The sequence below is a fragment of the Staphylococcus simiae genome (assembly GCF_017357005.1).
GTDB lineage: Bacteria > Bacillota > Bacilli > Staphylococcales > Staphylococcaceae > Staphylococcus > Staphylococcus simiae_A.
Map to the genome: position 1 here is coordinate 2,576,604 of NZ_CP071589.1, position 24,069 is coordinate 2,600,672.

General features: G+C 33.9%; 23 protein-coding genes and 1 pseudogene. 8 read left to right on the top strand and 16 right to left on the bottom strand.

The annotated features are described in order from the left end of the window. Positions 1-239: 239 nt before the first annotated feature. From hisF to J3R86_RS11955, 13 genes and pseudogenes are all read right to left on the bottom strand, one after another. Positions 240-1,627, bottom strand: a pseudogene (gene hisF, locus J3R86_RS12205) (imidazole glycerol phosphate synthase subunit HisF). Next, positions 1,624-2,328 carry a 1-(5-phosphoribosyl)-5-((5-phosphoribosylamino)methylideneamino)imidazole-4-carboxamide isomerase gene (gene hisA / locus J3R86_RS11900; protein WP_207517481.1) on the bottom strand — a complete coding sequence of 235 codons (705 nt, stop codon included), beginning with the start codon at positions 2,326-2,328 and terminating at the stop codon, positions 1,624-1,626. The pseudogene hisF and the gene hisA overlap by 4 nt, the downstream one beginning before the upstream one ends. Further along, positions 2,303-2,899 carry an imidazole glycerol phosphate synthase subunit HisH gene (gene hisH, locus J3R86_RS11905; protein WP_207517482.1) on the bottom strand — a complete coding sequence of 199 codons (597 nt, stop codon included), beginning with the start codon at positions 2,897-2,899 and terminating at the stop codon, positions 2,303-2,305. The genes hisA and hisH overlap by 26 nt, the downstream gene beginning before the upstream one ends. Beyond that, the gene (gene hisB / locus J3R86_RS11910; protein ID WP_207517483.1) at positions 2,896-3,474 is read right to left on the bottom strand and encodes an imidazoleglycerol-phosphate dehydratase HisB; all 579 of its coding nucleotides are present in this window, start codon (positions 3,472-3,474) and stop codon (positions 2,896-2,898) included. The genes hisH and hisB overlap by 4 nt, the downstream gene beginning before the upstream one ends. Continuing rightward, complete coding sequence (locus J3R86_RS11915) at positions 3,452-4,456, bottom strand: pyridoxal phosphate-dependent aminotransferase (protein WP_207517484.1); 1,005 nt, start codon at positions 4,454-4,456, stop codon at positions 3,452-3,454. The genes hisB and J3R86_RS11915 overlap by 23 nt, the downstream gene beginning before the upstream one ends. A gap of 15 nt (positions 4,457-4,471) precedes the next feature. Then, positions 4,472-5,722, bottom strand: coding sequence for a histidinol dehydrogenase (gene hisD / locus J3R86_RS11920; RefSeq protein ID WP_207517485.1), 1,251 nt, complete (start codon positions 5,720-5,722; stop codon positions 4,472-4,474). Then, entirely contained in the window at positions 5,715-6,329 is a 615-nt protein-coding gene (gene hisG / locus J3R86_RS11925) for an ATP phosphoribosyltransferase (protein ID WP_207517486.1), read from the bottom strand. Before hisG ends, hisD begins: the two co-directional genes overlap by 8 nt. A gap of 14 nt (positions 6,330-6,343) precedes the next feature. Next, positions 6,344-7,159 carry an ATP phosphoribosyltransferase regulatory subunit gene (locus J3R86_RS11930; RefSeq protein WP_207517487.1) on the bottom strand — a complete coding sequence of 272 codons (816 nt, stop codon included), beginning with the start codon at positions 7,157-7,159 and terminating at the stop codon, positions 6,344-6,346. Positions 7,160-7,430: 271 nt separating this feature from the next. Then, a complete protein-coding gene (locus J3R86_RS11935; RefSeq protein WP_207517488.1) occupies positions 7,431-8,555 on the bottom strand; it encodes a polysaccharide deacetylase family protein in 1,125 nt (374 codons plus the stop codon). A 303-nt stretch (positions 8,556-8,858) separates the two neighbouring features. Next, complete coding sequence (locus J3R86_RS11940; protein WP_207517489.1) at positions 8,859-9,689, bottom strand: energy-coupling factor transporter transmembrane component T family protein; 831 nt, start codon at positions 9,687-9,689, stop codon at positions 8,859-8,861. Continuing rightward, a complete protein-coding gene (locus J3R86_RS11945) occupies positions 9,682-11,397 on the bottom strand; it encodes an ABC transporter ATP-binding protein (RefSeq protein ID WP_207517490.1) in 1,716 nt (571 codons plus the stop codon). The genes J3R86_RS11940 and J3R86_RS11945 overlap by 8 nt, the downstream gene beginning before the upstream one ends. Positions 11,398-11,460: 63 nt before the next feature. Continuing rightward, the gene (locus J3R86_RS11950) at positions 11,461-12,015 is read right to left on the bottom strand and encodes an ECF-type riboflavin transporter substrate-binding protein (RefSeq protein ID WP_002464496.1); all 555 of its coding nucleotides are present in this window, start codon (positions 12,013-12,015) and stop codon (positions 11,461-11,463) included. A 24-nt stretch (positions 12,016-12,039) separates the two neighbouring features. Then, complete coding sequence (locus tag J3R86_RS11955) at positions 12,040-12,891, bottom strand: SAM hydrolase/SAM-dependent halogenase family protein (protein ID WP_207517491.1); 852 nt, start codon at positions 12,889-12,891, stop codon at positions 12,040-12,042. Between the two features lie 262 nt (positions 12,892-13,153). On the opposite strand from J3R86_RS11955, the gene J3R86_RS11960 reads away from it, so the two are divergent. Further along, on the top strand, positions 13,154-13,669 hold the full coding sequence (locus tag J3R86_RS11960) for a YceI family protein (protein WP_207517492.1): 516 nt from the start codon (positions 13,154-13,156) through the stop codon (positions 13,667-13,669). A gap of 234 nt (positions 13,670-13,903) precedes the next feature. Here J3R86_RS11960 and J3R86_RS11965 read toward each other — a convergent pair whose 3' ends face one another. Beyond that, positions 13,904-14,875, bottom strand: a complete 972-nt coding sequence (locus J3R86_RS11965; RefSeq protein WP_207517493.1) for an SMP-30/gluconolactonase/LRE family protein — start codon at positions 14,873-14,875, stop codon at positions 13,904-13,906. Positions 14,876-15,118: 243 nt separating this feature from the next. Here J3R86_RS11965 and J3R86_RS11970 point away from each other — a divergent pair, with 243 nt between their 5' ends. The 4 genes from J3R86_RS11970 (at position 15,119) to J3R86_RS11985 (ending at position 19,210) form a co-directional block, all read left to right on the top strand. Then, positions 15,119-16,075 carry an oxygen-dependent tRNA uridine(34) hydroxylase TrhO gene (locus J3R86_RS11970; RefSeq protein WP_207517494.1) on the top strand — a complete coding sequence of 319 codons (957 nt, stop codon included), beginning with the start codon at positions 15,119-15,121 and terminating at the stop codon, positions 16,073-16,075. 279 nt (positions 16,076-16,354) lie between these two features. Continuing rightward, positions 16,355-16,993 (top strand): pyroglutamyl-peptidase I, encoded by a 639-nt coding sequence (gene pcp / locus J3R86_RS11975; RefSeq protein WP_207517495.1) that lies wholly within the window; start codon positions 16,355-16,357, stop codon positions 16,991-16,993. Between the two features lie 136 nt (positions 16,994-17,129). Continuing rightward, positions 17,130-17,591, top strand: a complete 462-nt coding sequence (locus J3R86_RS11980) for a DinB family protein (protein WP_207517496.1) — start codon at positions 17,130-17,132, stop codon at positions 17,589-17,591. A 200-nt stretch (positions 17,592-17,791) separates the two neighbouring features. Further along, positions 17,792-19,210, top strand: coding sequence for an anion permease (locus J3R86_RS11985; RefSeq protein ID WP_207517497.1), 1,419 nt, complete (start codon positions 17,792-17,794; stop codon positions 19,208-19,210). 262 nt (positions 19,211-19,472) lie between these two features. Here J3R86_RS11985 and rarD read toward each other — a convergent pair whose 3' ends face one another. After that, a complete protein-coding gene (gene rarD / locus J3R86_RS11990) occupies positions 19,473-20,375 on the bottom strand; it encodes an EamA family transporter RarD (protein WP_207517498.1) in 903 nt (300 codons plus the stop codon). 201 nt (positions 20,376-20,576) lie between these two features. Here rarD and J3R86_RS11995 point away from each other — a divergent pair, with 201 nt between their 5' ends. From J3R86_RS11995 to J3R86_RS12005, 3 genes are all read left to right on the top strand, one after another. Beyond that, complete coding sequence (locus J3R86_RS11995) at positions 20,577-21,173, top strand: helix-hairpin-helix domain-containing protein (RefSeq protein WP_207517499.1); 597 nt, start codon at positions 20,577-20,579, stop codon at positions 21,171-21,173. 153 nt (positions 21,174-21,326) lie between these two features. Then, complete coding sequence (locus J3R86_RS12000; protein WP_431607778.1) at positions 21,327-22,337, top strand: HoxN/HupN/NixA family nickel/cobalt transporter; 1,011 nt, start codon at positions 21,327-21,329, stop codon at positions 22,335-22,337. A gap of 274 nt (positions 22,338-22,611) precedes the next feature. Next, positions 22,612-23,475 (top strand): SDR family oxidoreductase, encoded by an 864-nt coding sequence (locus J3R86_RS12005; RefSeq protein ID WP_207517501.1) that lies wholly within the window; start codon positions 22,612-22,614, stop codon positions 23,473-23,475. A gap of 200 nt (positions 23,476-23,675) precedes the next feature. On the opposite strand, the gene J3R86_RS12010 is transcribed toward J3R86_RS12005, so the two are convergent. Beyond that, on the bottom strand, positions 23,676-24,047 hold the full coding sequence (locus J3R86_RS12010) for a DoxX family protein (protein WP_207517502.1): 372 nt from the start codon (positions 24,045-24,047) through the stop codon (positions 23,676-23,678). Positions 24,048-24,069: the final 22 nt, after the last annotated feature.

A 24,069-nucleotide genomic window follows, 5' to 3' on the forward strand; every position in this document is an offset into this window, starting at 1 on the left:
AAATATATTCTCTTTACGAGAATTAAATATGTTTCGCTAACCATTTCAAATAATTAATTAATATTTTAATGCAAAAGTTTTCTTACGTCAACAATTATGTACAATTTAATAAAACAAATTTCAATGTAATTTGTAACTATAATTCGAAAAAGCGTACGACAGAGATAATTTGTCATAGCATTATTTCTGTCGTCCTCACTTGCACATCAACATTTTTATGATGTCTTATAACTTCAATACTACCACTGCGATATTTCTTGTCGTTCACCTTTAAAATTATTAACCTGACGATGTCTATTAGCTAATACTTTTTCAACTGCAGAGAAATCAACTTCTAAAGCGTTTAAAAGAACAAATAAGTGATATAACTCGTCAGCGACTTCATTGACGACTTCAGTCTTATCCTCTTTCATTGCTGCAATGGCAATTTCAAATGCCTCTTCTCCAAACTTCTTAGTGATCTTCTCTATCCCCTCAGCTAATAAATACTTAGTATAGGAGTTCTGATTATCAGATATCGCACTTTTTGCAACTGTCGCCTCTAAATCTTGAACTTTAAATGGCACCGTTGTGTTAAAACAACTTTGATGTCCAGTATGGCAGGTTGGACCATGTGGTGTAACTTCAATCAAAATCGTATCTCTATCGCAATCTATATGAATATTTTCAACATGTTGTACATGTCCAGATGTTTCCCCTTTAACCCACAGACGCTGTTTTGAACGTGAATAGAAACATACAATTTGATCCCTAACTGTTTTGTTAAATGCCTCTTCATTCATATAACCTAACATTAAAACTTGTTTCGTTTGATTATCTTGAAGTATGGCAGGTATTAATCCTTTACTAAAATCAATATCGTAAGTTGTCATCTTACTTGTATACCTCCTTGGCGCATGGTGTCTTTCAATGATTGCACCGTAATTTCTCGATCGTGTAATATACTGGCAGCTAAACCTGCTGAAACATCAGTTTGTTGAAATAGTTCGACGAAATGTTGTGCATTCCCTCCACCACCAGATGCGATAATAGGTATGTTGACCAGCTGTTTAATAGCAGTTAAATGGTCGATATCAAATCCTTGTTTCATACCGTCATGACTCATACTTGTAACTAAGAGTTCACCAGCTCCTAACGCTTCAACTTGCTGTACCCAGTCATAAACTCTAACGTTAGTTAGTTTCTTCCCACCATGTGTACAACAATAATAGTCTTTGCTTGTTTGATCATAAAAGCTATCTATAGCAATGCAGATACATTGTCTGCCAAATTTATCACTTGCCTGTTTAATAAGGTCTGGGTTTTTCAATGCACTCGAATTCAATGATACTTTATCAGCACCATGATTTAATAGTAGTGTTATATCTTCTAAACTTTGAATACCGCCACCAACGGTTAAAGGGATAAACAACTTTTTAGCAGTACTCTCAATGACATCAAGCATTAAATGATGACCTTCTTCCGTCTTAGAGATGTCTAAAAAAACGACCTCATCAGCACCCGCTTCATTGTAATACATTGCTAAATCAATAGGATCACCAATATCTCGCAGCCCTTTAAATTGAACACCTTTAACAACACGACCATCTTTAACGTCCAAGCATGGAATGATACGTTTTTTGATCATTGTAACCCCTCCCAAAACGAAGGTTGGTGTGCTGCTTTGCCAACAATTGCTGCATGTACGTTTAATTGTGCCAATTGCTTAATATCTTGTTGATGTCTAATACCACCTGAGGCTATAACTGGTAACGATGTTGCTTGAACCAACTTACCCGTTAATTCAAAATTAGGCCCAGCCATCTTACCATCCTTGGCTATGTCAGTATAAATGATGCCACCTAAAGGTAGATGATTAATTTGTGATACATAGTCAAATAAATCAAGCGCTGTATCTTCTTCCCAACCATTAATTTTAATATTAGTACCATAAGCATCAATTGATACATAAAGTCGTTCAGGAAATAGATGTGACATGTCCGTTAGCCACTCAATGTCTTTAATGGCTTTTGTACCAACAATACAATAGTTAATACCTGCAGCTAAGTAATCCATAATTTGTTGTTTTGTACGAATCCCTCCACCAACTTCAATATCTTTATTTGTTAATTGTCTTAGTTTGTTAATATAAGTAAATTCACAAGCCTTTTGTTCTTTTGCACCTATCAGATCAACAATATGAATCCGTCTGACACATTGAAATTTATTATAAAATTGAATACTTTCTTCTGCTGAACGTGTCATTTTTTCTTCACTCGCATATTTTCCTTCTGTTAAGCGCACACTTGTAGAATTAATAAGGTCAATTGCCGGCCATATTTGAATCATTTATAAATCCCCCTTGCAAAGCTTGTTGCAAAATCTTTAAACCATAGTCCCCACTTTTCTCAGGGTGAAATTGAATACCAATGCAGTTATTATACTGAATAATTGCGGGTATGTGTGTACCATATGAAGCATAAGCAACGACATGTTGAGTCATAGGTGCTTGATATGAGTGGACAAAGTAGACATCTTTCTTTAAAAAGTCATTATTACTGATTAAGTTATTCCATCCTAAATGTGGTACTGGCAATATTGTATTGATTAATGTGATATTGCCAGGTACTAATCCTAAACCATCAACATTTCCTTCATCACTGTGTTCATACATTAATTGCATACCAAGGCATATTCCAACGATAGGTTTATCTTTAACATCTCTTAATATTTCATCTAGTTTTAACCGATGGATAGCTAACATAGCATCTTTAAAGTGACCAACCCCTGGCAAAATAACTGCTTGTGCTCTATTTATCATCGATGCCTCATGAGATATTGCGACATCGTAACCTAACCTCTCAACTGCTCTTGCTACATTACCAATATTACCTAATCCGTAATCTACAATAACTATCATTCAATCACGCCTTTCGACGATGGAATGACTTGTTCATTAGACGGAGTTAATGCTATTTTTAGCGCACGAGCAAACGACTTAAAAATAGCCTCAATTTCATGATGTGTATTACCACCTCGAAGCAAATCAATATGTGTCGTTAAACGCGCATTAATCACTAACGATCTAAAAAATTCTTCTACAAGTTCAGTATCAAAGGTACCAACTTTTTCTTTACTGAACTGTGCATTAAATGATAAATATGGACGACCACTGATATCGACAACCGAACGAGCTAACGTTTCATCCATAGGAATATACATTGAACCGTAACGTGTCATATATGGGTAATCTTTAATCATATCTTGTAGTAACTGACCAATAACAATGCCAATATCTTCAGTCACATGATGATCATCCACATCAATATCGCCTTGAGCCTCTATTGTTAGAGATAAACCACTATGAAATGTGAACAGCGTTAACATATGATTCAAAAAGCCAACACCAGTATCTATTTTAGAAGCTATTGGTTCCTTAGTCAGTGTAATATTAAGTTGTGTTTCTGCCGTGTTACGTTGTTTTTGATATGTCATATTGCGCTCTCCATTCTTTGACGATGTGTTCCAATTGCTGTAACTGCTCGACTGTTGCTATAGAATACCTCACTAAATCTTCCATACCTAATTCATCATAAAAACGAGGTTGAAAGCCTTTATTTAAAATATACTGACCTAAGTGTTGCGCTCGTTCTCCTTGAGTTAAGACAAAGTTTGTGTTGGATGGATATACGGTCATCACATCTGCTACATAGCTATCAAAAATGGTTCTTAATTGTTGTGCTAATGCTCTTTGAATAGCGATAAACTGCCCTGTTTCTTTATCATGTTCAAATATATAAGTGGCAATATTCAAAGTAAGTACATTCAACGGATACGGGTGCTCAATGCGCTCAATAAGTTGAATTGTTTCAGGTGTACTTATTAAAACACCTAAACGTAGTCCTGCAATACCAAAGGCTTTGGACAATGTTCTCATCCTTAATATATGTGACGACATAGTTATTTCATAAGCATCCCCGTAGTCTAAATATGCTTCATCGATAACGAAATAACCTCCAATGTCTTGCATTTTGTTAGCTATAGCTGTTAAGAAAGAAAGATCATATTGCTTTCCAGATGGATTGTGTGGATTACTCATAATAAAGAAAGATGGTTGTACTTCATCGATTCGCTGCAATATATCATTCAACTTGAAATCTAAAGTTTGTGTTGCTTGTACAAATTCAATAGGTCTTTGTACTTGCGCGGCATATGCTTGATACATAAAGAAATCTGGATTCAAAGTTAATACCGGTCCTTCTGGCATAATTAACATCAATTTTTGAATTAATTCATCCGAGCCATTTGCTGCAATCAGTTGTGCTGGTGATAGTTGATAAAATTGTGCATATGACTCTTTAAAATGTTGATACGCTTCATCTGGATATAAATTATAAGGTGTACTCGTTATAATCGACGTCATCGTCTCATTATCCAATGGTGTTATGGGACTTTCATTTTTATCTATATAAATCATGTGGTATAACACTCCTTATTGTTGACGAATTAGAATAGATTGTTGGTGGTTGTAAAGTGATTCAACTTGGGCAGTATGTTGTGCAGCATCAGCAATGTCTTCAAATGTTTGTTGTTTCAAATTAATAACAGCATGTCGCGTTAAAAAATCATTTACTGATAAGCCATTGGTAAATCTAGCAGTTTGATTTGTTGGTAATACATGACTCGGCCCAGCAACATAATCTCCAATGACCTCTGGAGAATAATGACCGATAAATAATGCACCTACGTATTTGATGTGTTCAATATATTCTTGTGGACGATTCGTTTGAATAGATGCATGCTCTGGCGCAATCGTATTCATTACTTTACATGCCTCATCCATGTCAGCAACGTGAATTAAATAATTATAATTTTTCATACTCGCTGCGACGATATCATATCGCTGGATGGTTGGAAGTATATTCTGAATTCTATGTTCTAAGTCTTCTAGTAGTTGATAGCTTTCACTAATGATATATGTACGTGCTAATTCATCATGTTCTGCTTGTGCAAATACATCGTAGACAATAGCATCGAGATTGGCAGTGTCATCAATAATGACAGCTAGTTCTGTTGGACCTGCAATTTGATCAATGCCCACTTGTCCAAATAAATATTTTTTAGCATACGCTACAAACTGATTACCTGGCCCTACAATTTTATCGACCTTTGGTATGGTCTCCGTACCATAGGTCAATGCTGCAATACTTTGTGCACCACCTACTTGAAATACTTGATCGACACCTGTGATATAACATGCAGCTAATACTTCTTGAGATAGACCTTTCGTTTGAGGAGGGGTCACGACAACAATATGATCAACACCAGCAACTTTAGCTAACGTGGCCGTCATCAATACTGTAGAAGGATAACTTGCCTTACCTCCAGGCACATAAATACCCACTTTTTCTATTGGATGATAGACTTCGAATGTTTCGCTAGTTGTAGGATTGTTATGATTGTCATACTTAATTTGTTGTTGATACGTTTTTATCCTGTCACAACTAAGTTCTAAAGCTTGTTTTGTCTTAGAATTTAATGTGTCATATGCCTCTTTAAGTTGATTTGCCGAAATTTCTAAATGCTCTGTTGCTGTATGGTCAAAGGTTAAATTGTATTGCTTCAAAGCTTTATCTCCATGAAGTTTTACATTGTGACAAATCTCTTTAATAAGTGGATATAAGGATTCATCTAACGGCTCTTGTTCTGAAAATTCTGATAAAAATTGTTGTGCGTTAATCATTCGCTACCGACACCTCCAATGATTGTATAAATTGTTCTATCTGTTGTGACTTTTTGAAATAAGCAGCTTTATTAGTAATTAATCTAGCCTCTATATCTTTAATATGTTGCTGTTCAACTAATCCATTCGCGGTTAACGTAGTACCTGTTTGAACGATATCAACGATGCCATCTACCATGTCTACTACACAAGCTAGTTCTACTGAACCATTGAGTTTAATAATATCTACATCAATGCCTTGCGCTTTGAAAAATGCTTCGGCAGTCGTTGTATAACTTGTTGCTATTTTATGAAAAGTTGTTATTTGTGGTTTAGCGGCAACTGCAAAGTGACAATGCCCAAATGGTAATGCTAGTAAATTATTAATATCATAAGGTTGTTCATCCAAAATGTCGCTACCTACTATACCTATATCGGCAATACCTTGTTCAACGTAGATAGGTACATCACTACCTTTAACTAAAATACATTCTAAATCATTAACTTTTAATAATAATTGCCGTTGTCTTTTTTTGAGCGTGTCTGATAGCATATTAAATTGAATTCGATCTAAATAATCGATGAGGCTATCCATCAACCGCCCCTTCGCTATCGCAATTCTTAGCATGCCTAGCCCTCCTTTTATAATGTCAATCCTAAACCGAAACCTTCTATAGCTCCTTCATAGTAACCACCTGTTAAGATACGGTCTCTATGAGTTAAGTGACACTGTATGAACAGTCCTTTGTAATAGGACCTTGGTGGCTGAGCAGTTAAATCTAAATGAATGTCATTATAACCTTGGGCTAATAGCCATTGCTGCCAAACCTTTAACTCTTGGAGCGCAGTGTGTTTTGGTGAGATATAATGATCTAATTGATTGAACTGCGTAATCGTATTGTGTTGTAACAGTTGTATCACCGGATGACTAGATGATAAATGTTGTGCTAAACCCGACAAATTACGTTCTTCAATCATTGCTAATACTTCATTCGTTTGAAGCTCTTTTTCTAAAAGTGCATCTAGCAATTGATAATGACCTAACACAACGAAATTAACTTGATCATTTAACTTTGTCATTATGAAATCAATAAACAATTGCAAACTATGCTGTACATTCGCTAATGTTGGCTGATAATGCTCTATGCCTACTTGAGTTGCTGTATCATTATTACGAATAATCATGCCTGTATACGCTACTTTTTCAGCATCAGTTGGATACATCGTATAGTAACGTAATAATTGGTCTGTAAAATCATTTCTCAAAGCATAAATTTGTCGATCGTGTTGCCAAAAACTTCGCTCCCCCATCTGTTGTAAGTCTTCGTAATTTAATTGTTGCCAATCAAGTTTCTCAATAACATTAAAATCAACCAGACGATAGTTTTGTTGATTAAAGTATGATAAGAATGCTGTTTCTGTTTCCTTTAATGCTATGATTTGCTTTGCTTCTTTCACTTAGTCACCTCTTTTAGTCATCATTATTCTAAAATACTTTATTACTCTACCATGATAAAGTGTAATATGCATACTAAATTATCATTTTTACTAGTTAAAGACAACCTTTTTCTGAAAATTCTTTATTTTTAGTAGTGAAAAGGGGAATGAGCTAGCAGTTTTATTTAAATGAATAGATTCTATAAATAACTCCTCAGCATATAGTCTTTAACATAATTATTAATAAAACCCTCCACTTTATATTGTTAGTAGAGGGTCAATGTAGGCTATATTATTTTTCGTAGTTCTTGTCACCTTTAAAATATTGGCGATCTACTTTACTATACACATCGATTGGGTTAAAAAATGGTTTAAGTTTTGATTTAAATTCAAATAAATTTAAACCATCAATTGCAACTCTATCTTGATAAACATTTGTAGGAGAGACCACAGTATAATTGTTTGGTCCAACACCTGCAATAAATTTAAAGCCAGCTTCTTTCACTAAATAATTATATGCTGGTGTATGTCTATCTTGAGCACCATGTGGGAAGACAAAAATATCTGTCTTGCCAACAATTGGTACCACTTCTTTCTCCCATTTAGTCGTATCTCTTTTTATGCCATCTATTGGTGTTTTAGCAAAATTAATATGTCCATATGAGTGACTAGCAAATGACCAACCATCTCTTTTCATAGCTCTAACAACTGCTTTGGCATCTTCTTTATCTTTATGATAATGCTTACTAGTTAATTCATTGGTACGGTACCCTAAGACCCCTTCATATCCTGTTAAAGCTATTACACCTTTTTGACCATTTAAGGAAAAATCAGGATGCTCTTTCACAAATTGATTAAGGATTGGCACAATGTCATTATTAGATGATTGCGTCGCATGTCCTTTATGATCTGTAGTCTCAGATACAACTTCTTTATTTTTATTTAGTACTAAGCGGTCTGCATAACCGTTATGTCTCATATATGTATAATAGTTCATATCATCAATTGAAATAATTAATGGCTTTTTACCTTTTGGTAATTTTAAATGTTTTATTTTAATTGGGTTGGACGATAAATCATATGCATCATGTGGATTAATAATCATAAAGTTATTTTTATATAATTCATTTAATGATTTTTTAAATTCACTTACTGTAATCATCCAATCATTGTTTCCTTTAGCCTGGTTTTTTTCACGTGTAAAAGCAATTTTAGGGTCTGTAATTAATGGATGATAGAAAACATGATAAATTTGACCGTGGTAATCTTGCCAACTGTCATCAACTTTTGATTTATATTTAGCAAAAGGGTGCGATGCCTGAGCTTCATTTTTATGATTGGGTAGTGATGGGGAACAACTACTTAATAGCACAACTGATATGATAATAAAAAACAGTGGTATATATCGTTTATGCATTAACTTACTCCTTTCGTAACTTTATGCACAATTATACCACTTTTTTAATAAATTAATTAATTTTTCGATAAAATTTTTATATTTTATGTGTATTAACCTTTCCTATTCATAAAGCCTAAATAATGCACAAATTTAATTGCCTTATGATTACAATAACGCTATCAAATCTTTCAATATTTAACGCACTTATATCTTTATCTATAGTAGGAATAGGGGAGCCTTTAGACATACGTCAGTCTGAGTTCACACAACCCGCAGCCTAACTTTATGCGTGATGAACGGCTATATTACAACCTACCCTACTTATTGCCATGGATTATAGAATCGTCCGCCATTTATGAAAAAGCATACGACTACTAATACAAGCAATATAATAGTAATGGCAATGACACCATAATCGATACTGTTAAACTTCTGACCCACATACCATGTTCTTTTTTTATAATGTCCAAATTGGCGTAATTCCATTGCAGTGCTAATAGTATCTATTCTATCTAAACTTGAAAAAATAAGTGGTACTACAATATGACTAATACCTTTAAGTCTCTTCAACAAAGATGCTTTTCTAGACATTTCAAATCCTCTAGCTTGTTGTGCTAATGAAATATTATGATACGTTTCTTGAATATCCGGAATATATCGCAGTGCTAAAGCAACTGCATAACTAATTTTATAATTAACACCAACTTTATTTAAACTGGCAGCAAAATGACTCGGATTAGTTGTCATTAAAAATACTAATGCTAATGGTACTGTACTGACATATTTAAGACATAAGTTACATAAATAAAAAAGTTCTTGTGACGTCACAGTGAATCGACCGATACCATCTAGTAAGACCGTGCGATGACCATATAATCTAACACCATATTCAGGGTCGAACAAGTATACTGCAATGATATTAATAACCGTAAAAAAGCCGATAAACTTAATGACAAAGCTCACTTGTCTCCATTTTAATTGAGACATTTTAAATAAGCCAATCGATATGATACTAATAATAATTAAATATCTTGTATCATAAGTTGTCATTGCAGCTATGGAGATACATAACAAAAAAATTAATTTTGCTGTGGCATTGATATGATGAATAACGCTATTCCCTTGATGATAACCTAATGTATTATCATTCATATCGCTTCACCTCTCTATCATACTCTATGAAATAACTAACGAATTGCTGTACGTTATTTATATTGAGTTGTTGTGCTAAAGCATACAGTGAAGTTTGACGTAAATTAGCTAATTCACATAATTCTGTACTATCTAACACAGCTATTGGTGTTGTATCTGCAATTAAACGTCCTTCAGCTATGACTAACGTGCGCTGTGTATACTCTACTAATAAATGCATATCATGAGTAATCATTATAATTATCTTGCCTTGTTGGTTTAACTGCTCTAAAAATAACATCATTTCAGTATAATGTCGGTAATCTTGACCAGCTGTTGGCTCGTCTAAAATAATAATTTGTGGATCTAGTACTAAAATTGAAGCAATAGTCACGCGCTTTTTTTGACCATAGCTCAAAGCTGCTATTGGCCAATTGCGATAAGTGTATAGTCCACAAATTGCTAGTACTTCCATGACACGTTGTTTAATATCTTCTTCAGCTATGTGTCTCAATCGCAGTCCTAGTGCTACTTCATCATAAATCATTTTTTCAGAAATCATATGGTTAGGATTTTGCATCACATAGCCCACTTCATTAGAACGTTCGCTAATGGACCAATGACTGAAATCTTTATTATTTAACTTCATATTTCCAGTAGCTGGTACAAAGCCACAAATTGCTTTAGCTAAAGTAGACTTACCTGCACCATTATGCCCTACGATACTGATCATCTCACCAGCATTAATAGTAAGATTGATATCATCTAAAACTTTTGAGCTATATGTTCCATACTGAAAATTTACATGCTCTAAGCTAAGAAGTGGCGTGTTATTGTCATTTGAATATGAACGATAATTTGCCGGTTTAAACCACTGCTGAATTGCTGTTTGAACTGCAGAATGATGCGCAGTAGCCTTCAAGTTTGCTAAATTTGGTATCTCTTGTAACGGTGCGTCAGCATATTTCAACACTCTGCTATATAAAGGTTCTCTAATACCCGCTTCAATTAATTGTGTGGATTTTAATAATTGTGATGGCGTAGTATCTGCAATGAGATGCCCTTCTTTAAATAACAACACTCTATCAAACGTGTCATCTAATGCTTCTTCTAAACGATGTTCAACAATTAGCATGGTTGTCTGTGTATCTTGATGTATTTGTTGTAACAACGACATGGTTTCAACACCCGTCCTTGGATCTAAATTAGCTAACGGTTCATCAAGAATGAGAATAGGTGCACGGTGAATCAAAATACCACCTAATGAAACACGTTGTTTCTGTCCACCTGATAAATCTTGCGGTCTATGATTTAAATGATGTTGGATGCCTACTTTGTCAGCCCAAAATGCAACTTCTTCTTGCATCTGATCTTGTGATTGTAGATTGTTTTCAAGTAAAAAAGCCATATCTTCAGCTGCTGTTAATCCAATAAATTGTCCATCCGTATCTTGTAAGACTGTTCCTACAATATTAGATCTTTCATGTAAATTGCCATCGACTGCATTTAAACCATTAATATATAATTCTCCTTTGATGTCACCTTTTATCTTGAAAGGAATAAGACCATTAATACAATTTAAAAATGTCGACTTACCACTACCTGACGCACCAATGACTAACACCTTTTCCCCAGGGAAGATATCAATATTAACATGATGTAACGTAGGTTCTGCTTGACTATGATACTGAAAACTAAAATCTTTAAACGATATAATGGGTTCAGTCATAACTACCTCTTACCTTTCTACCTTCAAAGTTAATACGCTTCAATTGTGTTCTCAATACGAACATTATTCTTTATGTAAACTACCTTTTTTAATTTGTGTAGCTGCATATGCTTTAATTAATAATGTCCCTATAATACCTACAGAAATGATATTTAACACTGCTGAAATCATACCTTGTGTGAAAACTTTATTTGCTGGTTCACTATATATTAAAATATCTAAAAATGGCGCAATAATTGCCCAACAAACAATGTTAGCTACAACTTGTGCGACATTAAAATAAACCATAGCTTTTTTAGAAAATTGTCCTGAAGATAAATTAATCTTCAAGCCAATCCAACCATATAAGAAACCAATAATTCCTGAACATATTACCCAACTCCACCAAGCACTACCATATGTAGTGAAATCTTTTACAGCATGACCAATTAAACCAATCATTAAGCCAGCAAACGGACCAAATATAACTGAAATAAGTGATAAAAATGCATAAGAAGTCTCTATATTCGTATTTGGAAACCCTGTTGGAATGACTACAAAACGACCTAAAATAACGAACACTGCTGCGCCAATACCTATTGCGACAATTGTCTTAACTGAAATACCTTGTTTATTCATTAACAACTCTCCCTACATTCATACTTATTCTATACTTGGTGCTTTTGATAATTGAATTGTCCACTCGTTGCCAGTACCAATGTGATACAAATCAGAAAATGAATCCTGATTAACTGCCACACCAATATTGACTAACGAATTAACATATACTAATGGTTCTCCAACATTTACATCTGCAAATGAACGCGCGAACTTGATAATATTTTGATATACCTTGTTATTATGATGTAAGATAGTCACCACTAAATCATCACCATGTGCTACATTAAGATCTTTTAAATAGGAAAGAGGGATATTGGTCCATAACGATCCAAACCTAATATCAAGGACATCAATGCTGCCTGATAATACCCCATCATTAAGCTGTGCTTCTATAATTTCAAGTTCTTCTATAGAATTTAACGCTATTTCGCGACCTAGTTGCTCAAAATCAATCTCCTCTGCCGCCAATCGTGCACCATTATATGCATAAACATCTCTCCCATGAAATGTATGACTTTCTTCAGAGTGTGGTAATCGACTTGTCACTTCATTGATTTCAATCACCTTGTCAAGACCATCGTAATGCTTAATATGACTTAAAGAACCATTATCAGGTGTAATAATATAATGTCCAGTCGATGTTAAACATGCGATACTGCGACGATCACTACCTACACCAGGGTCAACGACAGATACAAACACTGTCCCTTTAGACCAGTATTTAACAGTTTGATATAAACGATATGATGCTACCCAAATATCGTATGGTGGTATTTCATGTGTCAGATTATTTACTTTAATATCATCACTGACAGTATGTGCTACACCATACATCGCACTCACCGCACCATCACCTAAGCCAAAATCTGATTGTAATACTAAATATTTCCCCATAAGTAACCTCCCCAATAAATTATTGCTCAATATATTATTTGAATTTTCAGAATTATATTAAAATATTACGAGTTGTAACTAGTAAAGTCAACAGTATTTATAAGTATTACGATAATTTTCCTCAGATTTTGAAAAATTGCCAAAATATAACATTATTTCGAATTCTAAATAAAATACTTGCATATTTCATACATAGGTGATATGGTATTTATATTAAGTATAAAAAATATATTTATATAAACATAACTGGAGGATTTTTATTATGACTAACTTTACTTTTGACGGTGTACACAGCAGTATTGAATTTCAAATCAAACATTTAATGGTATCTAAGGTTAAAGGAACTTTTGAACAATTTGACGTAGCGCTTACAGGTGACATTAATGATTTAAGCTCATTACAAGCAACTGCTACAATTATTCCAAGTTCAATCGATACTAAAAATGCAGATCGTGACAATCACTTACGTACTGGTGATTTCTTTGCAACTGATGAATTTGATAAAATTACATTTGTAACTACATCTGTTACTGACAATACAGTAACTGGTAACTTAACAATTAAAGGTGTTACTCACGAAGAAACATTTGATGTTGAATTCAATGGTGTAAGTAAAAACCCTATGGACGGTTCACAAGTAACTGGCTTTATCGTAACTGGTAAAATCAACCGTGAATCTTATGACATGAGCTTTAACCAAGCTTTAGAAACAGGTGGCGTTATGTTAGGTAAAGACGTAAAATTCGAAGCTTCTGTAGAATTCGCAATTTCAGAGTAATATATTAATAGCAAAGAGAATCGCCGAGGCGATTCTCTTTTTTTATTTCTATTTAGTAAGTTGCAGCCTTTAACGTATGTAGCAAAAAGGATGCTGTACTTAATATGAAGCGAACAGCAGTAAGTAGCTGAATAATATGGTGGTCATAAAGCAATGTTTTACACCTCGGTCAGTCTACCCCGATTGAGATGACGACATGATATTGACAAAAATGAGGTTCATCTCACTCCGATTTTAATGAAATTGGAAGCTATGATGTCCTTTCGCAAAGCCATTTACAGTATATAACATCGAACCGCCACCCATTTCAATATCATTTGAACAAATAATAAGTTGGTTCGTTCCAGGAATAAATTGTGGATGTGTCGAACGTAGCATATGTCCCTCATCACGTCCTGGTATTAAAATTTGTCCAATTGGATAACCTCGTTTGTTAAATACTAATACCCTTCCTTGACCATACATAGCAACATATAAGTTATCATCACTATCAATACAGCATGAATCAGGCCCTTCATGACCTGTAAAATAATAAGGAATCGTTGCACCAAAAGGTTGAATTGTTACGCCATCATCTTCTAAGGCAATTCTATGTAAACGATTGGCTGTTGTTTCTGTAACCCATAAGACTTTTTCGTCTGTGCTTAAAGCAATACCATTAGCGACACTAATGTTTTGAATGACAGGTGTAACAGTTTTAAAATCTGGTGATACGTAATATACGCCACCCTCTGGTTTTGTCGAATAACCTCTGAAATCTGTAAAGTAGAAACCACCTTTACTATCAAAGACCATATCGTCAATACAATATTCGGTTGCAATATCATTAATAATATCTTGTTGATGTTGACCGTCTGGCGTTACTGCAAACATACCACCAGTAGACTTGAAATCTCCTAAATAACAAATAAACAGACGACCATCTTTATGTATTTTAATTGCAGCTGGATGGTCTTTATTTGCTGTAAATTGACGTGTCACTTCTTTTGTTGCAGGGTCCACTTTAAAAATATTACCTTCAAAAACATCTAATAAATACAATTGCCCCTGTTTATCAAAATTGAGACCTTCTAACTGTAACCCTTGGTCTGATATCTTAACCCAAGGTTCTGCAGTTATCGTTTGTAATTCACTTTCTGTAACAATAGGTACGGCACTATTAGATTTCCCTGAATATACCAATGTAGGTAATTGCTGAGCTGTCATAATGTTATGTTCCTCCTTTGTCATGCTATTTAAATTTTAACAGAACTTCATTTCTTTATTTATGTTATCGCTTTCATATTTATATTTTATCAGTCTTATGGAGGATTTATAAGCTCATTCATTGAAACATTAAATTACTTTGTTAAAATAATATAATGGTAAAAGTATGAAATCTGAATGTTTTTGCATTACGTAAATACACAAGGTTAATATTTATCGTCATAGTAAGAAGGAGAATGAGATATGGACTATAGAGTTCTTTTATATTATAAATACACAACAATTGAGGACCCCGAAACATTCGCAGCTGATCATTTAGCATTCTGTAAAGCGCATAATTTAAAGGGTAGAATCTTAGTATCAACAGAAGGTATTAATGGTACACTGTCTGGTACAAAAGAAGAAACTGATCAATATATCGAGCATATGCATGCTGATGAACGTTTTAAAGATATGGTTTTTAAAATTGATGAAGCAGACGGCCATGCCTTTAAAAAAATGCATGTTAGACCTCGTAAGGAAATTGTCGCTTTAGACTTAGAGGAAGATGTCGACCCACGTCAAACAACTGGTAAATATTTATCACCTAGTGAGTTTAAAGAGGCACTTGAAGACGATGATACCGTGATTATTGATGCTCGTAATGACTATGAATTTGATTTAGGTCATTTTCGTGGTGCAATTCGTCCAGATATTACACGTTTTAGAGACTTACCAGACTGGATTAAAGATCACGAAGATATGCTTGAAGGTAAGAAGATTGTCACATATTGTACTGGTGGTATTCGTTGCGAAAAATTCTCTGGCTGGTTAGTCAAAGAAGGCTTCGAGGATGTGGCACAACTTCATGGTGGTATTGCAACATATGGTAAAGATCCTGAAACGAGAGGCCAATATTGGGACGGTAAAATGTATGTCTTTGACGAACGCATCAGCGTAGATGTCAACCATGTAGATCGTACTGTTATCGGTAAAGAATGGTTTGATGGCACACCATGTGAACGTTATATCAACTGTTCAAACCCTGAATGTAATAAACAAATTCTTGTATCTGAAGAAAATGAAGCTAAATATTTAGGTGCTTGCTCTTATGATTGTGCTAAACATGAACGTAATCGTTATGTTGCTAAACATCATATTAGTAACGAAGAGTGGCAACGTCGTCTAGAAAACTTTGATCAAGAACATCAACACGCTTAATAAACGTATACTCAGTGAGTAAAACGTAAAATTTTAACAGACAATTTCTATTGAACATTGATAGAAATTGTCTGTTTTTTATATGTCCGCTTCAAGTTATCAATTAGCATTGTAGTGTCTTAGTTGGTTCTCTCACAAATTGAACTGATACATAATGATTCACCTTTTTATTTATTAGTCTAAAAAATTGAGAACTTCAATGTTTGGCTTTGTCGTTTTTATGATGGCTTCTTGCTATACTGACACTATCTTACAATAATAAAATTCGAGGTGTTAAACATGCATATACTAGTAACGGGCTTTGAACCTTTTGAACAAAATGAAATCAATCCATCATGGGAAGCAGTCAAATTATTAGATGATACACTTGGTTCACATACTATTACTAAACGACAACTTCCTACATCATTTGTTGAATCAGAAAAAGTACTTGATCATCTAATTGAAACTGAACATTATGATGCGATTGTTGCAATTGGCCAAGCAGGTGGAAGGGATGCGATTACTCCTGAACGTATTGGTATTAATTTAGATGATGCTAGAATTCCAGATAATAGTGGTGATCAACCTAGCGATAAAACGATAAAATTAGACGGTGCGAATGCTTATTTTTCAAATTTACCAGTCAAAGCTATGACACAGGCAATAAAAGCTGCTGGCTTGCCTAGTCAATTATCCAATAGTGCTGGCACTTTTGTATGTAATCACGTCTTATATTATCTCGGCTACTTACAAGCAACTAAGTATCCGTGGCTTCGTTTTGGCTTTATTCATGTCCCTTACTTATCACAACAAATCATCGACAAACCCGACACACCAGCGATGTCACTAGATGATATCGTCAAAGGTTTGACAGCTGCACTGCAAGTTATACATCACGATGAGCATCATCATTTAGCATTGGGGACCACTGAATAATGATTGCTATGTTTATTACTGATATTAAAAATAACGCTCTTTTAAATTAATGATACTTTAGCATTGTCATTGTCTAATATACTAATAAAACGGGTATATGCATTAAATAATACTTTATAAACAAGGAGTAATGATGATGACTACAAAAACAGTATTTGATGTTATTAATACCGGAGTTGGTTACATTACCAACGTCTATGATAATTGGAATATCGCTGAAGTGTTAGATCAACAACATAATGTTTTTCCAAATACATTACATTGGCAATTTGGGCATGTGCTAACTATTTTTGAATCAGCATTATCTGTTGCTGGCAAGCAAAACATTGATGTCGATCACTATAAACAACTTTTCGGTTATGGTTCTAAACCTGCTGATTGGGGAGAAGATGTTCCTACAATCGACGACATATTAGCGGCCATTAAAACATTACCGGAACGTGCACAGCAGCTTACAGCTGAAGACTTAGCCATTGAATTACCTCAACCAGTTGCTGGTTGTAACAATTTGGAAGAATTATTAGTATTGAATGCTATTCATATACCTTTACACGCTGGCAAAATTGAAGAAATGTCTCGCGTATTAAGAAATGAATAACAGCTTAATGACTCACCGTTAAATTACTAGCGGTGAGTTTTTGTATGTTAATGATTAACTCAATGTAAGGTTATAGTAATTTATATTTTTGTAATTATATAATTTTACAAAATAATCTAAATAACTACTGTACATATATTGAGATTAATATTATTCTGAGTTTAAATAAGTATTTAAAATAGAAAGAAGGACCACACTTTATGAAAAATACAGTAAAATATCGTAAATTTATACTCCCTATCATTATCGGTTTACTTATTTTTGCATTAACCCCTGTAAAACCTGAAGCTGTGGATACTCAAGCATGGTATATGTTTGCTATTTTTGTAGCTACAATCATTGCTTGTATTACACAACCTATGCCAATTGGTGCAGTATCAATGATCGGCTTTACCGTTATGGTACTTATAGGTATTATCGATATGAAGACTGCTGTACTTGGTTTTGGTAACAATAGCATTTGGCTTATTGCAATGGCATTTTTCATTTCTAGAGGTTTTGTTAAAACAGGTCTCGGTCGACGTATCGCTTTACAATTTGTGCGTCTCTTCGGTAAAAAAACATTAGGTCTTGCTTATTCATTAGTAGGCGTTGATTTAATATTAGCACCTGCAACACCAAGTAATACTGCACGTGCCGGTGGTATTATGTTTCCTATTATTAAATCATTGTCAGAGTCATTTGGTTCAAACCCTAAAGATGGTACTGAGCGTAAAATGGGAGCATTTTTAATATTTACAGAGTTTCAAGGTAACTTAATTACTGCAGCAATGTTTTTAACTGCTATGGCTGGAAACCCGTTAGCTCAAAATTTGGCATCTAGTACAGCCAACATTCATATTACATGGATGAATTGGTTTTTAGCAGCTTTAGTACCTGGACTAGTGTCTTTAATCGTTGTACCTTTTATTATTTATAAAATGTATCCTCCCACTGTTAAAGAAACGCCTAACGCTAAAAGTTGGGCTGAAAATGAGCTTGCGACTATGGGTAAAATATCTTTAGCTGAAAAATTTATGATTGGTATTTTTATCATTTCTTTAGGATTATGGATTGTTGGCAGCTTTATTAATGTTGATGCCACGTTGACAGCATTTATCGCTTTAGCTTTATTGCTATTGACAGGTGTCTTATCATGGCAAGATATCTTAAACGAAACAGGCGCTTGGAATACGTTAGTATGGTTCTCTGTACTTGTCTTAATGGCAGATCAATTAAATAAATTAGGATTTATTCCTTGGCTTAGTAAAAGTATCGCCACAAGTTTAGGTGGTTTAAGTTGGCCAATCGTGATCATTATTTTAATTATATTTTACTTCTATTCTCATTATTTATTTGCAAGTTCCACAGCACACGTCAGTGCTATGTATGCAGCCTTGCTAGGTGTTGCTATAGCAGCTGGAGCACCGCCATTATTTAGTGCATTAATCCTAGGTTTCTTTGGTAATTTAATGGCATCTACAACACATTATAGTAGTGGTCCAGCACCTATTCTTTTTTCTTCAGGCTACGTGACGCAAAAACGTTGGTGGACAATGAACTTTGTTCTAGGTTTGGTTTACTTTATTATTTGGATTGGTCTAGGCTCCCTATGGATGAAGATGTTAGGTATTTTCTAGTGTGAATCTCATTTTATTAAAATATAAATCAATAACGAAACACTTTGATGCTTGCGTATAAACCATGCGCAAGCATTTGTTATCATAATAATGTAATTAAATGTGTGTACCTCCATTTAAGCATCGTAGTATATGGTGGATACTAGCTATATAGTTAGTTACAACTCTGATAGAGGTACGTCTAAGGACACTCTAAAATGATGGCGATTGTCATATTAAAAGCGACTTTTCAACACCTGAAAAGTCGCTTTTAATATATGATCTATTTCGTTACCGGATTATTCTTAATTTTAATGTATTGGGACAGACTGTATAAGATAATACCAATCCAAATAAATATAAATGTAATTAATTGATGAACATCAAATGGTTCTTTAAAAACAAATACCCCTAGAACAAACATAATGGTTGGACCTACATATTGAATAAAACCTGTTAACGATAATGGAATACGTTTTGCTCCTGCAGAAAATAGTATCAATGGTATGGCAGTGATCGCACCTGAAAATAATAACCAAAAAGATGAGACATTCATGCCAAATGACATATCGTGATGTTGCCATAAATAAATAACATAAATTAATCCAGCTGGTGCTGTCACAATACATTCTATCGTAATACTACTAATTGCATCGATATGTACTACTTTCTTCAATAATCCATAGACACCAAATGTTAAAGCTAACATGATTGAGACAATCGGAAACTCTCCAATTTCAATTGTCATATATAGTACACCAATAAAGGCAAATAGTATGGCTAGCCATTCAAATTTATTAAATCTTTCTTTTAAGAAAATTAATGCCAGTAAAATGCTAACAAGTGGATTAATATAATAGCCTAAACTAGATTGTAGGACGTGACCATTAGTCACTGCCCAAATAAAAGTTCCCCAATTTAATGTGATAATATATCCTGCAATGATAATAGTGATGAGTTGTATTGGATGCGTGAATAATTGATGCACATCTCTTTGAAACGCATGACGTTGCTTCTTCCCTGCAACAATAATCAACAACATGAATATCATAGAAAATATAATACGAAATGCTAAAATTTCAAAGGCACCAATGCCACTAATTAAATCCCAATATATTGGTAAGATACCCCACAGTACATATGCACTTAAAGCAAATAATATACCATTTCTATATTCTGTATTCATAAGATCCCCCCCTTAATATCAAATTATTGCTATTCTTAAAATTTTAACATTTATTGCAATAGTATGGTATTTTGATTTTATTAATAATTATTAATTCTAAATATTTTAAAATTATTCTGAACGCTACTACATTGACGATATTTTATAATTTAAACCTGTTAAAACGGGTATATTTCAACAAAGACTGGAGGATGACATAGAATGACAAATTTACCCAAAATTGGGCAACCCGCTTCTAGAGCACTACAACGTGAAGATATTACCTGTTTAGAAGATGTCACACATTTTTCAAAGGCTTATCTTCTTAGTTTACATGGTGTTGGACCTAAAGCCATTGCTTTAATTGAAGCGTCATTACGTAAGTACAATCTGCATTTTAATGGTGTAAGGCCAACACAACCTATCTCGTTAACCATACAACATACATATACCCATACTGCTAAAACTCAAAAAATGTTTGATTTCGTAGTAGCTACAGCTTCTTTAGATATTGATGTGTTACGTCGCATCGTTACTGATCATTTTATTTGGAAGATACCAGGCACTATAGAAATCCACGGTGTACAAATCTTGCTGCAACAATTATCATCACAACCAAAAGTCACTAGCATTGATATTATATCTATCTTAACAGATGGAAATTTAGGATCTTTGCAAGGTGTGCAAACATTAGAGAATGATGCTCAAGTTTATTTTGCAACTTTCTTTGAATTTGACAATGATTCAGATAATGCCAATATCACTAAAGCAACAACCTACGAACATGTTACTGAATCACTAGCACACAATTCAATTTAACTTAATTACAACAGTCAAACTTTACACACAATCATTAATTTTTTTAATTAATTTGTCTAACATTTTTGTCATACTCAATTATTATTATAGAATACGCTAACAACATGGTATATGATTAGTCATTATAAATGGAAAGAAGGCTTTTATTTAATAATGTTTAATAATCAACGTTTATCTTGGCTACCATATATTATCGTTGTGGTGATTTTACATATGATAGGTTTTAGTTTCTTATGGATTGCTGGTCGAGACCATCACATCTTAATTGGCATGGGTATTCTAGCTTATACTTTAGGTTTAAGACATGCATTTGATGCCGATCATATTGCAGCAATTGATAACACTGTCCGTAAATTGTTACAACAACGCAGAGATCCTGTCGGTGTAGGCTTTTATTTTTCTATTGGGCACTCTTCAGTAGTCTTTTTAATGGCTGTGTTTTTAGGTGTTTCTGTAAAATGGGCACAACATGAACTACCTCATTTTCAAGATATTGGTGGCACGATTGGCACCCTAGTTTCTGGTTTCTTTTTAGTATTAATTGGTGTACTTAATCTTATTATTTTAGTATCTCTGATTAAACTTTTCGCTAAATTACGACGCGAACATATCGAAGATGAAGAAGTAGACCAACTTCTTGAAGCACGAGGCTTTGTCAGCCGTTTTGTAGGGCCATATTTTAAAGTTATTAGTCGTAGTTGGCACGTCTTGCCACTTGGCTTCTTATTTGGTTTAGGATTTGATACTGCCAGTGAAATTGCTTTATTAGCACTGTCTTCAGGTGCATCACAACAAGCTATTTCACTTATTGGTATTCTATCATTACCGATTTTGTTTGCTTCGGGTATGAGTTTATTAGATACATTAGACGGTATCGTTATGAAGTCAGCTTATAATTGGGCTTTCTTTAATCCAATACGTAAAATTTATTACAATATAACGATAACAGCTATTTCAGTTATTGCTGCTTTAGTGATAGGTATGATTGAATTATTACAAATTTTAGCGGACAAACTGAATTTACATGGCTCATTTTGGACATTTATTCAAAGTATTCAATTTGATTATTTAGGTTACATCTTAGTTGCGTTATTCTTAATTACGTGGTTAATTTCAAGCTTAATTTGGAAATTCGGTAACATTGAACATCGCTGGGCAAAATAATATTGAGCATCCTGATGATTAACATCATTCATCAGGATGTTTTTTGTGTTTAAAATGATGATAAATCAACGTTTTATAATACAAACAGTTACTGCCAATCGTAAAAATTTATTATAGAATTTTTTGACTCATACGCTTTGAATGTAAAATGAGCATTTATATTGGGCAAATAAGAGGCTTATAACAAATTGCAGAATCCATATAATCTCTAATTAATTGACTTTAATATACTAAAGGCTATACTTAACAGACATTATATTAAAGGAGTTATGTTATGAATAATAAAGTTGTACTAATTACAGGGTCATCTACAGGTTTAGGGTTTGAGACTGCCCTAACACTTGCTCAAAATGGATATAACGTGTACGCCACAATGCGGGATTTAACAAAACAACAACCATTACTTGATAAAGCCGATGAATTAAATATCAATTTGACAGTTAAACAACTAGATGTCACAGATACTAATAGCATTACACAAACAGTAAATGACATCGTTGAAGCTGAGGGACGTCTTGATATATTAATTAATAATGCTGGGGCAGGATTTGTTAAAACGACGGAACTTGCTTCAGATGATGAATTAATGTGGCAAATGAATGTTAATTTGATGAGTGTCATGCGTATGACTAAAGCCGTCTTACCAACGATGCGTTCACAAAGAGACGGTCATATAATTAATATCTCATCTGTTGGTGGACTCGTAGGACAACCATTTAACGAAGTGTATTGTGCTGCAAAATTTGGTGTTGAAGGTTATACAGAATCACTTGCTAGCTATGTTCAACCTGCTTTTAACGTTAAGTTTACAGTTGTAGAGCCAGGCGGTATTAAAACTGAATTTACTAATAATGTCTTGTCACAACTTGAAACTACAGGTGGTATTAATGATGCGGATTATACAGCACTATTAAATTCTTATTTAGGTGGGTTAAAAGAAAATTATGGTTTAGATGCTTCTCAAAGTGGTGCAGAAGTAGCACGAGTCATTTTAAACGTCATTGAAGATGCTAATCCACCTATTCGCATACGTACTTCTGATTGGGCCGAAAGATTCACAGCGATTAAGACTAAAGCTGATCCAACAGGGAAAAAGTTACAACAACAAGTGACACGTTTATTAGGTGACCAATTTTAATTAGTATTAATCATGTTATCTAGATATATGGTCAAATATGTAATAGTAACTAAGTGTCGGGCATTGATACATTGCTCCTAGATTACCTTAGTTTCACATTCATGTCTGCCAATGAGCTTAGATCATAAAACAAGCAGTGAAGGGACTATCAACTAAGATAGTTGTTCACTGCTTGTTTTTATGCACGGCAATCAATTACATTATTTTCTATTATTAATTAACAATACTTCTACAATGCTAAGCACATTAATACCAAAGAATTTAGAAGCTGCTTTAGCACCTTTAAAACCATGCCCAGCTTTAAAATGATGATAAATCGCTGTTCCCATAACGATATTAATCATAATTGCACCAATCGCCGCTAATTTTTGTCCTACTTTCCCAAACACTGAGGCAAATAAGAATATTGAACCAACGAATTCAAATATACCTGCTAATTTCATGGAATTTCTTGATAAATTAAATCCTTCTTTAAATTGTTGAGCCATACCTTCATCGTTTTTAATTTTTGGTAGACTACTTTGCATAATATTATATCCTACAAACCCATTCACTAAGTGTCTTAATAACATCTTTCATTCCTCCAATTATTCT

Bases quoted from the DNA above. Each gene is read 5' to 3' on its own strand.
- hisA (WP_207517481.1), bottom strand. From the start codon at position 2,328: ATGATTCAAATATGGCCGGCAATTGACCTTATTAATTCTACAAGTGTG.
- hisH (WP_207517482.1), bottom strand. From the start codon at position 2,899: ATGATAGTTATTGTAGATTACGGATTAGGTAATATTGGTAATGTAGCA.
- hisB (WP_207517483.1), bottom strand. From the start codon at position 3,474: ATGACATATCAAAAACAACGTAACACGGCAGAAACACAACTTAATATT.
- J3R86_RS11915 (WP_207517484.1), bottom strand. From the start codon at position 4,456: ATGATTTATATAGATAAAAATGAAAGTCCCATAACACCATTGGATAAT.
- hisD (WP_207517485.1), bottom strand. From the start codon at position 5,722: ATGATTAACGCACAACAATTTTTATCAGAATTTTCAGAACAAGAGCCG.
- hisG (WP_207517486.1), bottom strand. From the start codon at position 6,329: ATGCTAAGAATTGCGATAGCGAAGGGGCGGTTGATGGATAGCCTCATC.
- J3R86_RS11935 (WP_207517488.1), bottom strand. From the start codon at position 8,555: ATGCATAAACGATATATACCACTGTTTTTTATTATCATATCAGTTGTG.
- J3R86_RS11940 (WP_207517489.1), bottom strand. From the start codon at position 9,689: ATGAATGATAATACATTAGGTTATCATCAAGGGAATAGCGTTATTCAT.
- J3R86_RS11945 (WP_207517490.1), bottom strand. From the start codon at position 11,397: ATGACTGAACCCATTATATCGTTTAAAGATTTTAGTTTTCAGTATCAT.
- J3R86_RS11950 (WP_002464496.1), bottom strand. From the start codon at position 12,015: ATGAATAAACAAGGTATTTCAGTTAAGACAATTGTCGCAATAGGTATT.
- J3R86_RS11955 (WP_207517491.1), bottom strand. From the start codon at position 12,891: ATGGGGAAATATTTAGTATTACAATCAGATTTTGGCTTAGGTGATGGT.
- J3R86_RS11960 (WP_207517492.1), top strand. From the start codon at position 13,154: ATGACTAACTTTACTTTTGACGGTGTACACAGCAGTATTGAATTTCAA.
- J3R86_RS11965 (WP_207517493.1), bottom strand. From the start codon at position 14,875: ATGACAGCTCAGCAATTACCTACATTGGTATATTCAGGGAAATCTAAT.
- J3R86_RS11970 (WP_207517494.1), top strand. From the start codon at position 15,119: ATGGACTATAGAGTTCTTTTATATTATAAATACACAACAATTGAGGAC.
- pcp (WP_207517495.1), top strand. From the start codon at position 16,355: ATGCATATACTAGTAACGGGCTTTGAACCTTTTGAACAAAATGAAATC.
- J3R86_RS11980 (WP_207517496.1), top strand. From the start codon at position 17,130: ATGACTACAAAAACAGTATTTGATGTTATTAATACCGGAGTTGGTTAC.
- J3R86_RS11985 (WP_207517497.1), top strand. From the start codon at position 17,792: ATGAAAAATACAGTAAAATATCGTAAATTTATACTCCCTATCATTATC.
- rarD (WP_207517498.1), bottom strand. From the start codon at position 20,375: ATGAATACAGAATATAGAAATGGTATATTATTTGCTTTAAGTGCATAT.
- J3R86_RS11995 (WP_207517499.1), top strand. From the start codon at position 20,577: ATGACAAATTTACCCAAAATTGGGCAACCCGCTTCTAGAGCACTACAA.
- J3R86_RS12000 (WP_431607778.1), top strand. From the start codon at position 21,327: ATGTTTAATAATCAACGTTTATCTTGGCTACCATATATTATCGTTGTG.
- J3R86_RS12005 (WP_207517501.1), top strand. From the start codon at position 22,612: ATGAATAATAAAGTTGTACTAATTACAGGGTCATCTACAGGTTTAGGG.
- J3R86_RS12010 (WP_207517502.1), bottom strand. From the start codon at position 24,047: ATGTTATTAAGACACTTAGTGAATGGGTTTGTAGGATATAATATTATG.